At 68.2% G+C, this 12,801-nt stretch carries 13 protein-coding genes; 7 read left to right on the top strand and 6 right to left on the bottom strand.

What is annotated here, in order from left to right:
• Nucleotides 1-174: 174 nt before the first annotated feature.
• Nucleotides 175-1,491 (bottom strand): ferredoxin reductase family protein, encoded by a 1,317-nt coding sequence (locus NS4_RS05805; RefSeq protein ID WP_063058467.1) that lies wholly within the window; start codon nt 1,489-1,491, stop codon nt 175-177.
• Between the two features lie 148 nt (nt 1,492-1,639).
• On the opposite strand from NS4_RS05805, the gene NS4_RS05800 reads away from it, so the two are divergent.
• The 4 genes from NS4_RS05800 (at nt 1,640) to NS4_RS05785 (ending at nt 4,523) form a co-directional block, all read left to right on the top strand.
• A complete protein-coding gene (locus tag NS4_RS05800; RefSeq protein WP_063058466.1) occupies nt 1,640-2,362 on the top strand; it encodes a GNAT family N-acetyltransferase in 723 nt (240 codons plus the stop codon).
• A 337-nt stretch (nt 2,363-2,699) separates the two neighbouring features.
• Nucleotides 2,700-3,122, top strand: a complete 423-nt coding sequence (locus NS4_RS05795; RefSeq protein WP_063058649.1) for an Hsp20/alpha crystallin family protein — start codon at nt 2,700-2,702, stop codon at nt 3,120-3,122.
• A gap of 136 nt (nt 3,123-3,258) precedes the next feature.
• Nucleotides 3,259-3,459 carry a hypothetical protein gene (locus NS4_RS05790; protein WP_157105908.1) on the top strand — a complete coding sequence of 67 codons (201 nt, stop codon included), beginning with the start codon at nt 3,259-3,261 and terminating at the stop codon, nt 3,457-3,459.
• Between the two features lie 125 nt (nt 3,460-3,584).
• Nucleotides 3,585-4,523: a helix-turn-helix domain-containing protein gene (locus NS4_RS05785; protein ID WP_245665114.1), complete on the top strand. Its 939-nt coding sequence runs from the start codon at nt 3,585-3,587 to the stop codon at nt 4,521-4,523.
• 77 nt (nt 4,524-4,600) lie between these two features.
• On the opposite strand, the gene NS4_RS05780 is transcribed toward NS4_RS05785, so the two are convergent.
• Nucleotides 4,601-5,098, bottom strand: a complete 498-nt coding sequence (locus NS4_RS05780) for a MarR family winged helix-turn-helix transcriptional regulator (RefSeq protein ID WP_063058463.1) — start codon at nt 5,096-5,098, stop codon at nt 4,601-4,603.
• A gap of 89 nt (nt 5,099-5,187) precedes the next feature.
• On the opposite strand from NS4_RS05780, the gene NS4_RS05775 reads away from it, so the two are divergent.
• Nucleotides 5,188-5,757, top strand: coding sequence for a YceI family protein (locus NS4_RS05775; RefSeq protein ID WP_063058462.1), 570 nt, complete (start codon nt 5,188-5,190; stop codon nt 5,755-5,757).
• A 64-nt stretch (nt 5,758-5,821) separates the two neighbouring features.
• Here the strand turns inward: NS4_RS05775 and NS4_RS05770 are convergent, their stop codons facing one another.
• The 4 genes from NS4_RS05770 to NS4_RS05755 all read right to left on the bottom strand — a co-directional run bounded on the left by NS4_RS05770 (nt 5,822) and on the right by NS4_RS05755 (nt 10,251).
• Nucleotides 5,822-6,040, bottom strand: coding sequence for a hypervirulence associated TUDOR domain-containing protein (locus NS4_RS05770; protein ID WP_063058461.1), 219 nt, complete (start codon nt 6,038-6,040; stop codon nt 5,822-5,824).
• Nucleotides 6,041-6,112: 72 nt separating this feature from the next.
• A complete protein-coding gene (locus NS4_RS05765; protein WP_063058460.1) occupies nt 6,113-8,068 on the bottom strand; it encodes an acetoacetate--CoA ligase in 1,956 nt (651 codons plus the stop codon).
• A gap of 39 nt (nt 8,069-8,107) precedes the next feature.
• Nucleotides 8,108-8,854: a 3-hydroxybutyrate dehydrogenase gene (locus NS4_RS05760; RefSeq protein WP_063058459.1), complete on the bottom strand. Its 747-nt coding sequence runs from the start codon at nt 8,852-8,854 to the stop codon at nt 8,108-8,110.
• Complete coding sequence (locus NS4_RS05755) at nt 8,851-10,251, bottom strand: MFS transporter (protein WP_063058458.1); 1,401 nt, start codon at nt 10,249-10,251, stop codon at nt 8,851-8,853. The genes NS4_RS05760 and NS4_RS05755 overlap by 4 nt, the downstream gene beginning before the upstream one ends.
• 141 nt (nt 10,252-10,392) lie before the next feature.
• On the opposite strand from NS4_RS05755, the gene NS4_RS05750 reads away from it, so the two are divergent.
• A complete protein-coding gene (locus tag NS4_RS05750; protein WP_245665112.1) occupies nt 10,393-11,307 on the top strand; it encodes a LysR family transcriptional regulator in 915 nt (304 codons plus the stop codon).
• 225 nt (nt 11,308-11,532) lie between these two features.
• A complete protein-coding gene (locus NS4_RS05745) occupies nt 11,533-12,771 on the top strand; it encodes a cytochrome P450 family protein (protein WP_063058456.1) in 1,239 nt (412 codons plus the stop codon).
• Nucleotides 12,772-12,801: the final 30 nt, after the last annotated feature.

Raw genomic sequence — 12,801 nt, 5'->3', positions numbered from 1 at the left:
TCTGCTAACTCGATTGAGGTTATCGCGCTGTGCACACCGGGACAACAGTTTTGGCCGGCCGTTGCCGACTCAGGCGAGTGCCAGGGCGAACCAGGCGCAGGCGGCGAGCAGGACGAGGGTGATCGCCCATACGGCGCGGGTGGTGTAGGTGTGTCGCACAGTTGGGCCTCCGGATCAGACGAAGGTGAATCGTTCGGTATGAACGCGGTCGGCCGGTACGCCCAGGGCGGCGAGGGCGTCCTCCATGGCGGTGACCATGGGGGTGGGCCCGCAGATGAAGAACTGCCGGTGTCGATATCGGTCGGGGAGGTGGCGCTGCAGCAGTGCGCGGTCCACGAACCCGTTCTCGCCTTCCCACTCCGGTGGTGGGTCCTGGGGGACCGGCACCGTGGTGAGGTCCAGACTCCGGGACAGCGCGCGGATATCGTCGCCGAAAGTCTGTTCGACCATGGTCCGGACCGCGTAGATCAGCAGAAAGGGGCGGCGGTCGCCGCGGTCGGCCATGGTGCGCAGCATCGAGACCATGGGGGTGATGCCGACGCCGCCCGCGATCAGCACGAATCCCGGGCCTTCATGGCGGTCGGGGCTGAACACTCCGTGCGGGCCGTCGAGGAAGGCGTGGGTCCCGGGTGCGATGTCGCCGACGGTGGAGCTGAAATCGCCCAGCGCCTTTATGGTGATCTCGACTCGGTCGGGGTCTTCGACGCTGGATGAGAAGGAGAAAGGGTGCGCCGTGACGGCAAAGGGGGATCGGCCGACGGTCAGCCACCCGAACTGTCCCGGCGCGAACCGCAGACCGTCGTGTCCGGCCGGAGTGAGGATCAGTGTCCGGGCATCACCACGTTCGGCGGTGTTCTGCTCGACGCGCCATGGCCGCCGCAGTCGCCGGATCGGCGCGAGGACCCGCACCCACACCAGCAGCCCGACCAGCGCGAGGGTCATCACCGTCCACAACCACACCTTCCAGAGGGCGTCTAGGTAGTAACCGACCAGCAGCATATGTGCCAGCGCCAGGGCCACCACCGCCACCGAGAGCACGCCGTGCGCCAACTGCCACACTTCGTAGCGGATCCGCAGGCGCCGCCGCCACACCGAGGTCGCCACCACGACCAGCAGCAGCACCGTGGACGCCACCGCGCAGCGGGCCCGCCACGGCGCCTCGGCGAGGTTCAGCAGCGCCACGGTGTCGACGCCCCCGATCTGGAGCAGGATCGGGTGGGCGAGAACGAACGCCAGTGCCACATAGGAGACCTGGCGGTGGAACTGCACCAGGGCGTCTTCACCGAAAGGTGCCGCGACAGCCCGGAAACGGGCGACCAGTGCGAACTGCGCGCCGAGCATCGACATTCCCACGAAGCCCAGCGCCACCGAGAATTCCACCCAGAACCCCCGTCCGCCCTCGACGGGTCCGATGACGGCGAAGATCAGCGGCACCACCGCCACCGCCACGTACAGCGTGATCCACCCGATCCCCCGGATCACCACAGACATCGCTACCTCCCGTCGAAGGGCGCTTCGCTGTGCCCGGCCGGCACGCCGCCCCACGCTAGCCCCGCCTGTCCGCCTACCCCGGTTTCCCGGCTCTCTGCGTGTCCGGGGTCTCCCGGTCGTGGTTTGCGCCGCCCGGCATACTCGGCGGGTGGCGAACGACGAGATCTGCGGTACCGCGGTGGCCCTGGACACCGCTGTGCTGGACGACCCGGTGGGCGAATCACTGCGCGGGCGCCATGCGCATCTGGCCCGCCGGAGCGGCCGGGCCCTCACCTACCTGCCCGATGTCGCGACCTTCGCCGCGGTCGGTGTGGATCCGGATCCACAGGCCTGGGCCGATCTCGCGCGGCTGCTCGGACCGGGCGAACTCGCCGATATGTTCAGCTGTGCGGCGGCGCCGCCGGTGGACTGGGAAGAGGTCTTCACCCTCGCGGGCCGGCAGATGATCTTCTCCGGCGGCGGCTCGCCCGCTCCGACGGCTGATCGCGGGGTGGTCGAACTGGGGGTGGACGACGTGCCCGAAATGCTCGACCTCGTCGCGCGCACCCGGCCGGGCCCCTTCCGGCCGCGCACCCGGGAACTCGGCACCTACCTCGGTATCCGCGACAGCGGCCGGTTGGTGGCCATGGCGGGGGAACGGCTCCGGCCACCGGGGTGGACCGAGATCAGTGCCGTCTGTACCGCCCCCGAAGCGCGGGGTCAGGGCCATGCGGCCCACCTGATCCGTGCGCTCATCACCCGTATCGAGGCCCGTGGCGAATATCCATTTCTGCATGTCGCGGAAGGGAACACGGGTGCGATCGCCCTCTATGAGCGGCTCGGCTTCCGGTCCCGCGTATCCGTGATCTTCCGGGGGTATCGCATTCCGTAGCCGCCGCAACCCGGCGCGTTGTCACGGAACTGCTCGTGTGGAGTCGCGCAGTGGCCGCCGCCTCGGTCGTTCGATGCGGCGGCGTGCTGCGCGGCGGGGCGCGGCGCGGGACACCACCGAAGCGGTGGTCCACCGGGGTCGTCGCCGGGTGCACCCCTCCACTCCTGGGCGCCCTCCCAGGCCGGAGGGACTGCTTCGCCTTGTTCGATGCGTCATATTTTCTACCGGCACCACTTGCACTCCTCTGTGGAGAGTGCTAAAAATTATCTCTGTCAGATGACACAGATAATCTTAGTTCCCTTCGACAGTGAAATGGAGTGAACTGGAGGTGGCGACCATGCTGATGCGTACCGACCCCTTCCGCGACCTGGACCGCCTGACCCAGCAGGTGTTCGGTACCCCGGCGCGCCCGGCAGTGATGCCGATGGACGCCTGGCGTGAGGGCGACGAATTCTTCGTGGAACTGGACCTGCCCGGGATCGACCCTGATTCGCTGGACCTCGATGTCGAACGCAATGTGGTGACCGTGCGCGCGTCACGGCCGGAGCTGAACTCGAGCCGGTCGATGATCGCGGCCGAACGCACCCGCGGGGTGTTCAGCCGACAGCTGTTCCTCGGCGAGAACCTCGATACCGAGGCGATCCGGGCCGACTACCGCGACGGCGTCCTACGGTTGGTCATTCCGGTGTCGGAGAAGGCCAAACCACGCAAGATCGAGGTCGCCCGCCACGACAGCGAGCGGCAGGCCATCAGCGCCTGACGGCCCCGCCCGGCGGCCGTACCGGTGAACGTGAAATGGTTCGGCCGACGCTGTCCATCCGATCTCTCCTAGTCCCTCCGGCGGTGGGCCCGCCGAATGCGCCGGGCCCGCCGCCCGCTGCCCAGGAGTCACCCGCATGTCAGCCAGCAATGTTGTCATGACCAGTACTGCCGCCGCTTCCGTGATCACCGGGTCGGCCTCCGTCGGCGAATCGTCGCCGGGCCGGGTCGTCCCGCGCGATATCGACGTGCAATGGCCCGACCCCAGCCCGCTGCAGAGCTGGTGGACAGAGGTCATGGACGGTGTCCCGATGCCCCGCGGCCGTAGGGCCGCCTGACCCGTTGCCGCCCCGGCGATAGGCCGAGTGGCGTGCCCTTGGCCGATTCGAATCGTGCTCCGGTGGGTTCTCGTCCAACCGGCGGCCGAGGGCTCCGAAAGAAATCCTAGGCGGTGCGCTATCCGGTGTTCCACAGCGAAAACCTCGGCGAGATAGAGGCATTTCTTCGTACCGCGTACCCCGGGGTGTCGATCGGCCACACCGGCCCGCGGCACACCTCGGTGGGCCTGCGCCGCGACGTGCTGGGTCCCGTCACACTGGACCGGATCGCTCTCGGGTTCGATCTCTCCTACGGTGTCGAGCGGTCGGACACGCTGTGTCTGGCGAGTGTGCACGCCGGAGCGATCGCACACAACGGTCCCGGCGGCGGAACCGAGGACCTCACGCCCGGCCGGATCGGGCTGCTCGGTGCGAACGAGCTTCCGTCCGCGGGAATCATCCACGCCGGCCGCTACGACCTCACCCTGTTCGATTCGACACTGTTGGACCGCTTGGCCGCCGGCGAGGGCGGGACACCGGTGCGGATCACCGCTGCCGCGCCGCGCACTCCGGCCGCCACCCGTCGGCTCACCGAGGCGATCACGCATCTGAAGAACCTCGCCGCCGACCCCGCCACCGCGGGCAATCCACTGCTGATCGCGACCGCCACCGACTATCTGGCAGCGACAGTACTGGCGACCGTGTCCACCACCGCGGTCACCGCACCGGGGGCAGCCGACCGCCGCGACGCCCATCCCGACACGGTGCGTCGCGCCATCGCCTACCTGGAAACCAATGTGCACGACGACATTACCGTCGCCGCGGTCGCTGCGGCGGCCTTCGTCACCCCGCGGGCCCTGCAGCTGGCATTTCGCCGCCATCTCGGCACCACTCCGCTGCGTTACCTGCAGCGGCTACGGCTGGCGGGGGCGCACGAACGACTCCTCGCGGCGGCCCCCGGCGATGGACAGACCGTCGCCTCTATCGCCCGTGCGTGGGGATTCGCCCACCCGGGGCGCTTCGCCGCCGCCTACTACCGCTGTTATGGGCGTAGCCCCTCCGACGTTCTGCACCACAGCGGGTGAGTCGGCCCGGAGGCCGAAGCGAAGGCTCCGGCGGTGCGGCGAATCGAGGAGATATGCGCACGATTCGGCGGCCGTGTTCACCGAGGAGGTAGAGCGCGCCCTGCCGAACGGTCCTCGTCCGTGTCGTCGAGTTTGTCGAGGATGCGGCCGGCGATCGACGCCAGGGCATCCACCTGGTCGTCGGTGAGGGCGTCGAAGATCAGCTCGCGCACGGTGTCGACATGTCGCGGCGCGGCTTGTTCGATCGCGGCACGGCCCTGCTCGGTGAGCGCGATGTAGGCGCCGCGGGCGTCGTCCGGGCAGTCCTCGCGCAGTACCAGCCCGCGCCGCTGCATCCGGCCCAGGTGGTGGGAAAGCCGGCTCTTCTCCCATTGCAAGGCCTGGCCCAGCTCGCCCACTCGCATCCGCGGCTCGGACCGGTCGGTGAGCTGGACCAGGACGTCGAAATCGGCCAGCGACAGACCCGAATCCTGCTGTAGCTGCCGGTGCAGGCGGGCGACCAACCGGGCATGCATCGTCAGGTAGCCCCGCCAGGCCCGGCGCTCGCGCTCGTCGAGCCATCGCGTCTCGGTCATACGTCCAGCGTAACCCAGTAGTTGACATATCACCAATAGCGGAGGAGGCTTTATATGACACATCAACAACCAGGACTCGGAGGCACAGGATGACGACCGCGACGAACGTGAACGAGCTGAGCGGTACCTACGTACTGGACCCGACCCACACTCGGGTCGGTTTCGTCACCAGGCACGCCATGGTGACCAAGGTGCGCGGCGCGTTCAACGACTTCACCGGCCGCGCGTTCTTCGACGGCGAGAACCCGGCCAACTCCTCGGGGGAGGTGACGATCCAGGTGGCCAGCATCGATACCCGCAATGCCGACCGCGACAAGCATCTGCGCGGACTCGATTTCCTGGGCCTGGACGAGTACCCCGAGATCACCTTCCGCTCCACGGCGATCACGCCGACCGGTCCGGACACGTTCGACGTCACCGGCGACCTCACCATCAAGGGCGTCACTCGGCCCGTGACCGTCCCCTTCACCTTCGAAGGCCAGGCCACCGACCCGTTCGGCAATGTCCGGGTCGGCTTCGAAGGTTCGGCCACCATCAACCGCAAGGATTTCGGCATCACCTGGAACGCGGCGCTGGAAACCGGTGGTGTGCTGGTGGCCGACAAGGTCGTCCTGGAATTCGAGGTGTCGGCGATCAAGCAGGACCCCGCGGCGAACTGACCATCGCCGCTCCGGATGGCGCGGGCAGGCGCGGTGGAGCGTGTCATGCCTCCACCGCGACGGCTCAGTCGCGCCGGGGACGAAGTGCGTCGGGTTTGTGAACGGCGTCGCGGCCGCTCTTCGCGCTGCGCACCCGGTACTGCGGGTCCTCGTCGGATGCGCGGACCGTGCGGCCGACCGCCTCGGTGTCGGAGGTGATCACCTCTTCCACCTCACCTTCGACCGTGCTGCCGTGGCTGTTCCATTCGACTTTGTCACCTGTGCGGAAGGATTTCTCGCTCACGGCTGCCTCCTGTCCTGTTCAGGCCCCCCGCCGGCCGCCTTACCCGTGGAAAGGCACGAGAAACCGGGTAGATCACCCCGGGCCGCGACCGCCGGGCCGGACCGTGCGGTACCAGTCGAGCAGATCCGGACGGTCCACCGCGCTGGGATCGACGACGCGAGCCGGGTCGGCGCCCTGGAACAGTTTTTTGATCGGTACCTCGAGTTTCTTGCCGGTGCGGGTGTGCGGGATACCGGGGGCGGGAATGATCTCGTCGGGCACGTGCCGGGGGGAGACCTCGGTGCGGATGGTGCCGGCGATGAGCGCCTCGAGTTCGGCGGTGAGTTCGGCGCCGGGCGTCGGGACCACGAACAACGGCATCCAGTAGCCGCCGTCGGGCTGTTCGACGCCGATCACCAGTGCTTCGGCGATACCCGGCAGCCGTTCGACCGCCTGGTAGATGTCGGCGCTGCCCATTCGGATACCGTGCCGGTTGAGGGTGGAATCGGAGCGGCCGTGCACGACGACGCTGTGGCGATCGGTGACGGTGATCCAGTCGCCGTGCCGCCATACACCGGGAAACGTATCGAAATACGCCTCGCGATATCGCACACCGTCCGCGTCGTCCCAGAAGCGGACCGGCATCGACGGCATCGGCGCGGTGATCACGAGTTCGCCCACCTCGCCCCGCACCGGCCGCCCCGCCGGGTCGTAGGCGTCCACCGCGACACCGAGGAAGGGCGCCGACAGTTCGCCCGGCCACACCGGTACGGTGCGTGCGCCGCCGAGGAACGCCGACACCACATCGGTGCCGCCACTGATCGAACAGACCCGTACGTGGTCGCCGGCGTGCTCGCTCAGCCACCGCGCCGAAGAGGCCGGTAGCGCGGAGCCGGTCACGCCGACTGTGCGCAGTGCCGACAGATCGTGGTCGATATGCGGAACCGAGCCCGCTTTGATACAGGCCAGCGCATAACCCGGACTGATACCCAGGACGGTGGCGCCGACGTCGGCGGCGATCCGCCACAGCGCGTCCGGGGCCATGGCGGTGGGGCTGCCGTCGTATGTGACGACGGTCGCCCCGGTGAGCAGACCCGCGACCTGGAAATTCCACATCATCCAGCTCGGGCTGGTGTACCAGAAGAAGGTATCTGCGGGGCCGATATCGGATTGCAATGCCACGGCCTTGAGGTGTTCCAGCAACACGCCCCCGTGCCCGTGCACGATGCCCTTGGGCGGGCCGGTCGTGCCGGAAGAGAACACGATCCATAAAGGATGGTCGAAATCCACGGGTTGCGTGACTATCTCCGGTGGCACTGGCCCGGGGTCGCCGATCGCGTCGTCCCAGGAGATCGCATCCGGTACCGCGAGTCCCAGACGTGGGATCACCACCGTGCCGCGGATCGAGTCCAGGCCCGCACGCAAGGCGGCGATATCGGCGCGTTTATCGTGTGCCCGGCCGCCGAATCGGTAACCGTCGGCGGTGACCAGGACGGTGGGTTCGAGTTGCCCGAGCCGGTCCAGCGCGGCTTTCGGCGAGTAGTCCTGTCCGCAGGCGCTCCATACCGCGCCGATACTCGCGGTGGCCAGGAACGCGACGATCGCTTCGGGAATATTGGGCAGATACCCGGCCACCCGGTCGCCGGCCCGGACGCCCAGGGCGCTCAGGGTACGGGCGAAAGCGGCGGTGTGGTCGAGCAGTTCGGCCCAGGAGATATCGCGGACCGGGGTGTCCTCGCCGACCGCTCTGATCGCGGGACGGTCGGAGCGCGCCTGGCTGATCACCTGGTCGACATAGTTGAGCCGGGTCCCGGGGAACCATCGCGCGCCCGGCATCCGCGTGTCCGCCAGCACTTCGCCCGCGATATCACCGAGTGCGAAATAGTCCCAGAGCGCGTGCCAGAATCCCTCGAGGTTTTCGACCGACCATCGCCACAGCGCGTGATAATCGTCGAAGTCCTCGCCTGTGCGTTCCGCGACGAATCGCGCGAAGTCGGTGAGGGTGGCCTCGGTGAGGTCCTGTTCGGTCGGCACCCACAGCGGTCGCATTCTATTTCTCCTGCCGGGCCGGGCGGCCGGAGCGCGCCCTCATCGCGCGCTCCAGCCGCCGTCCATCGTGTACGCCGCACCGGTGACCATCCCGGCCTCCGGGGCGGCGAGCCAGCTCACCAGGGCGGCGACCTCGTCCGGCTCGACGAGCCGTTTGATCGCGCTCTCGGTGAGCAGGACCTTCTCCAGCACTTCCTGTTCGGGAATGCCGTGCGCCGCGGCCTGATCCGCGATCTGTTCGTCGACCAGGGGAGTGCGCACATAGCCGGGATTGACGCAGTTGCTCGTCACGCCGTGCGGGCCGCCCTCCAGCGCGGTCACCTTCGACAACCCCTCCAGCCCGTGTTTGGCCGTCACATAGGCGACCTTGTAGGGGGAGGCGCGCAGGCCGTGCACCGAGGAGATATTGACGATCCGCCCCCAGCCCTGCCGGTACATATGTGGCAGGGCCGCGCGCACCAGCAGGAACGGCGCCTCGACCATCAGCGTCAGCAGGTCGCGGAACCGCTGTGGCGCGAACTCCTCGATGGGGGAGATGTGCTGCACCCCGGCGTTGTTCACCAGGATGTCGGTGCCCAGTTCCAGTTCCTCCAGTGCCGTGACGTCGAGCAGATCGACCGCCCACGACTCGCCACCGAGTTCCCCGGCGACAGCCGCGGCGCCGGCCGCGTCGATATCGGCCACCGTCACCGTGGCGCCGCGCGCCGCGAGCGCCCGGGCGCATGCCGCGCCGATACCGCTCGCACCGCCGGTGACCAGGGCGCTGCGCCCCACCAGGTCGCTCATCGCGCGGCCACCTCGGTGGCGCGCGGGGCCAGGCTCTCGGCGTCGGCGCGATCGATGCTCTCCAGGTCGAGTCCCTTCGTCTCGCGTGCGGCCAGGACGGCGATCGCGCTGACCGCCGCCGCGCCCGCCAGATACCAGGCGATCGGCACCGAGGACCCGTAGGTATCGAGCAGCTTGACCGCGATGATCGGCGCGAGGGATCCGGCCACGATCGAGGTCACCTGATATCCCAGGGACACACCGGAATAGCGCATGCGGGTCGGGAACATCTCGGCCATGATCGCGGGCTGCCCGGCGTACATGAAGGCGTGGAAGACCAGTCCGATGATGATGGCGGACACGATGATCAGGTTGTTACCGCTGTCCATCATCGGGAAGGCGAAGAAGCCCCAGGTGGCCGCCGTCAGCGCGCCGATCATATAGACGGGCCGGCGTCCGATGCGGTCGGACAGGCTGCCGACCAGTGGAACGACCACGAAGTGCACGGCGTGCGCGGCGAGCAGCCACCACAGGATCACCGAGGTGTCGGCGTGCACCTCGACCTTCAGATAGGTGATGGTGAAGGTGACCACCAGGTAGTACATGATGTTCTCGCCGAACCGCAGCCCCATCGCGGTGAGCACACCGCGCGGGTAGCGGCGCAGCACCTCGACGACACTCAGCGAGGTGGCCTTGATCTCCTCGGCTTCCTGCTGCGCGGCGACGAAGATGGGCGCGTCGGTGATCTTGGTGCGGATGTAGTACCCCACCAGCACCACCACCGCCGACAGCCAGAACGCGACCCGCCAGCCCCAGCCGAGGAACGCCTCGTCGGACAGTGTCGTGGTCAGCACCAGCAGCACGACCGTGGCCAGCAGATTTCCCGCGGGCACGCCCGCCTGCGGCCAGCTCGCCCAGAAACCGCGGCTGCGGCTCGGACTGTGCTCGGCGACCAGTAGTACCGCGCCACCCCATTCACCACCGACCGCGAAACCCTGGATGAAGCGCAGCGCCACCAGCAGGGCCGGGGCCCAGTAACCGATCTGGCCGAAGGTCGGCAGACAGCCCATCAGGAAGGTGGCGCCGCCGACCAGGACGAGACTGAACTGCAGCAGTTTCTTGCGGCCGTATTTGTCGCCGTAGTGTCCGAAGACCACGCCGCCCAGCGGGCGGGCCGCGAAACCGACCGCGTAGGTGACGAACGCGGCGAGGATCGCATCCAGGTCGCTGGTGCCCTCCGCGAAGAACACCTTGCTGAACACCAGCGTCGCGGCGGTGCCGTAGAGAAAGAATTCATACCACTCCACGACTGTGCCCGCCATCGACGCGGCCACCACGCGCCGCAGGCCGGCGGCCGTTCCACCGGATCCGGCGTCCTTCGATACCGCCGGGTCCGGTCCGGCGCTGTGCTCCCTCATCGCACTTCTCCTTTGTGCCCGGGGCCACCTCACCTCTGGTGATGTGACGGGCCCCACATTGCTCGGCTGCATCGAGTATTGGTGCAGACCGAGGGCCCCGCAATGACCATTACTGCAGTGCGGATGTGCAAAACTGCAGATATGAGCACGGCCTTCCCTGGTCGCCCCAGCGCGGACGACCTTCTCGTACTGCTGGCCGTCGGTCGTTCGGGACGATTCGTGACCGCGGCCGAGCAACTCGGCCTCAACCACACCACCATCTCCCGCCGGATCGCCGCGCTGGAGCAGACCCTCGGCGGCCGGGTACTCACCCGGGTGACCGGCGGCTGGGAACTGACCGATCTCGGCAGAGAAGCCCTGGCCGCGGCCGAGGCGGTGGAGTCGGCGGTGGAATCACTCGCTGCGGACGCGGGTGGGAACCGGGTGCTGGCAGGTGTGGTCCGGCTCTCGGCGACCGACGGCTTCAGTGCCTATATCGCCGCCCCCGCAGCGGCGGCGGTACGCCGGCGGCATCCGGATATCGCGGTCGAACTCGTGGCGACTACCCGGCGGGCGTCGCAACAGCGCTCCGGGCTCGACCTGGAGGTCGTCGTCGGGGAACCGCGGGTGCGCCGCGCCACGGCGACCCATCTCGCCGACTACCGCCTGGGCCTCTACGGTTCGCGCGCGTACCTGCGAGAACACGGCGTCCCGGCGACGATCGATGAGCTCGCCCGGTATCCACTGGTGTACTTCATCGATTCGATGCTCCAGGTCGACGATCTCGACCTGGCCTCCGGTCACGTCCCCACCATGCGGGAATCGGTGACCTCCACAAATGTTTTCGTGCACGTGGAGGCCACCCGCGCATCCGCGGGGCTGGGCCTGCTGCCCTGTTTCATGGCCGATCGCCATCCGGACCTGGTACGGGTCCTGGCCGATTCGGTGGCCGTGACTCTCGGTTACTGGCTGGTGGCCCGCACCGAGACCCTGCGTCGTCCGGAAGTCGCCGCGGTCGTCGCCGCGATACGGTCCGTGATCGACGACCAGCGCGACACGCTTCTCGGCGCCGGGTGAATCGTGCCCGGGCGCAGGAGCTCACCCTCTCGTTCGGCCGCCTCGTAGGCGCGGTCGCCCAGGATACGGCGCACGGTATCGATCGTGTTGTAGGGGCGGTCCTACCGATGTCGTCGATCTACCTACTGGGCGATCCTTGGACCGCTCACGACCGTGCGACAGTCCGACGGCCGCGGGCACAGACCTTGCACTGAAGAGCACCGTCCTGTCGCTGGAGTCGTCCACTTGCCCATACCCCCGGCCGTCACCGGCCATCACGCTTCGCCCGCCGGTCGCGACGAGCCCCGCGTACCCCTGTACTCCGCCGAGTTCGCGGCCGATCCGCACGCCGCATACCGCAGGATGCGTGACCGATACGGCTCGCTGGTACCCGTGGAACTGGCACCCGGGGTGCCCGCCACCCTGGTGGTCGGATATCGCGCCGCTCTGCGCATTCTCAACGATCCCGAACGATTCCCCGCCGACCCCCGTGCCTGGCAGCGCAGTATTCCCGCCGATTGCCCGGTGCTGCCCGTCCTGGAATGGCGGCCGAGCGCGATCCGCAGCGCGGGCGCCGAGCATGCCCGCTACCGCGGGGTCAACACCGCCGGTATCGACGGCGTCGATCTGCACGCCTTGTACGGTGTCGTCGGGCGGATCGCCGTCCCGCTGATCAACGCTTTCTGTGAGACCGGGGCCGCTGATCTCGTTACCCAGTACGCGTTTCCGCTGGCGTTCGAGGCGATCAACGCGATGCTGGGCTGCCCACCCGAAATCGGCCGGAAGGTCGCCGAAGCCACCCAGACAGTGTTCGACGGTGTGGACGCCGAACGCGGCAACCGGATGCTCAGCGCCGCGGTGCTCGAACTGGTCGAGTTGAAACGTGCCGAACCCGGTGACGACATCACCTCGCGGGTGCTCGCCCACCCCGCGAATCTCGACGAAGCCGAACTCATCCATCAGATCGTCATCCTCTACGGTGCCGGAATCGAGCCCCTGCAGAACCTCATCATCAACACCGTGCTGCTGATCCTCACCGACGACCGGTTCGCCGGTAGTCTCCTCGGCGGCGCGCTGGCCACCCGGGACGCGCTGGACGAAGTGTTGTTCACCGACCCGCCGATGGCGAATTTCAGTGTCACCTACCCACGGCAACCGATTCTGATCGACGACGTCTGGCTGCCCGCGGACCAACCCGTAGTGATCAGCCTGGCGGGGTGCAACAACGATCCCGCGATCATCAACGGAGACCATACCGGTAACCGGTCCCATCTGGCCTGGGGCGCGGGCCCGCATTCCTGCCCGGCCAGGTCCGCGGCATACCTGATCGCCCAAGGCGCCATCGATCAATTGCTGGACGCCCTTCCCGATCTGCGGCCGGCCGTACCGGCGGACGCGCTCACCCGGCGGCCCGGGCCGTTCCACCGGGCCCTGGCCGGTCTACCAGTGGAATTCCCCCCGTGCCCACCACAGTCCCCGCTGTGAGACCCACGCCGCGTCCGGCCGGGGCCACCG

Source organism: Nocardia sienata NBRC 100364 (assembly GCF_001613205.1).
GTDB classification, from domain to species: Bacteria; Actinomycetota; Actinomycetes; order Mycobacteriales; family Mycobacteriaceae; genus Nocardia; species Nocardia sienata.
Note: the sequence above shows the minus strand (reverse complement) of the source record. Positions and strands in the feature narration are given on the sequence as shown.